Raw genomic sequence first — 1412 nt, forward strand, 5'->3', positions numbered from 1 at the left:
AAAAAATCTGCCAGCCACTGGCACCAGCAGGCCATCAGCTTGAAACATCAGTACGGAAAATACATCACCAGTGAGTATATCTTCGAATAGATCATTACATTGTCGCCTATTGATTTACCTATGGATCAACGTACAATTTGTTACCACCGTAACAGGCTTTCAAATGGCCAGATCATAATTTTCCCTATCTGCTTGATCAACCCAATGGCTTAGCCGCTGGGTGTTTTTCTATTAGACAGATACTGCGGTTTACAGCACCAAACACGCAACAAACCGCAAGAAAGTACCCATGCACACAATTTAACCTTGGTTGTTTCGATAAAAACCCCTAATTCGACGGGCGGTAGCGTCTTTGCAAAATAAAAAGCCTACGCCAGCGCACTTTTACCGCTGACATCTCATGCGTAGTCACCAGCAGTTTTGCGCACTATCCGGCTGACCGTTGTATAGTGCAGGCCAACATAATCAGCAATCTCGGTAAGGCTATAGCCACCGGATAGATAGGCAGAAAAAATTGCCTCATCACGATGACCGGCAGTTTCCATAAAGTAGCTGATGGGTGGTGCTGTTTTCCGCCGCTGCTTATGGGGTACTTCAAAAAGAGCAGCGTTCCCTTTAGGTTTATAAGCCAACTGACTATTGATGAAATTATCGTCACCCAGATAGATCTGCTGCTTAAGATGCTCCCAGATATTAACGCCAACGCCTTCGGCGACAAACTGGGCAAACTTGAAAATGGCGTCGTCACGGTTGCCGCCAAAATAGCGAAGCGTAGCATCCGTCGCCAACCAGGTTGGAGAATCGAATAACCCGGTGGCATAGCAGTAACTGCTCCATGGCCACTCATCCGGGGACTTGACCATTTTGGCTCTGACCGGGTTTAACACGACGTACCGGCTCAGCTCCATAAGATAAGCGTCTTTGTCCACAAGAATGGCTTTGTATCGCCCCTGGAAAAGATGACCGACTCTGCCTCTCTTACGATTAAAGCGAACCGTATACACACCGTTAAGTTGGCGCATACCTTTAGAAAGATTGGCATCCGGTGTTTCCACCACCAGATGATAATGATTGGTCATCAGGCAAAATGAGTGGATTACCCAGTTAAACCTTTCACAAACTTCGGCCAGCGTATTGAGAAACAGCTGAAAGTCTGCGTCTTCACGGTAAATGGCTCTGCGTTCATTACCGCGAGAGGTCACATGATATAGTGCCCCTGCATACTGAATTCTTAATGGCCTGCTCATAACCTGTTACTTCATTTTCTATTTATGAAGAGTAAAAAGTAGACCATCAAGAGGGATATGAAAGACCTGGCACCACCGACTACTTTTTATGATCCTTATGGTTCAGGTATTTAACCCAGATCACCAGTGCACAGACAGTGGTAAAGAAAATAGCCAGAGTCCAGG

The 1412-nt window shown here is 46.0% G+C and carries 1 protein-coding gene; it reads right to left on the bottom strand.

From position 1 onward, the window contains the following. Positions 1-398 precede the first annotated feature (398 nt). Positions 399-1202: a transposase gene (locus KDK14_RS14865; RefSeq protein WP_257265955.1), complete on the bottom strand. Its 804-nt coding sequence runs from the start codon at positions 1200-1202 to the stop codon at positions 399-401. Between the last annotated feature and the right edge of the window lie 210 nt (positions 1203-1412).

It is taken from the genome of Endozoicomonas sp. ONNA2 (assembly GCF_024606365.1).
In the GTDB taxonomy this organism is placed as follows: domain Bacteria; phylum Pseudomonadota; class Gammaproteobacteria; order Pseudomonadales; family Endozoicomonadaceae; genus Endozoicomonas.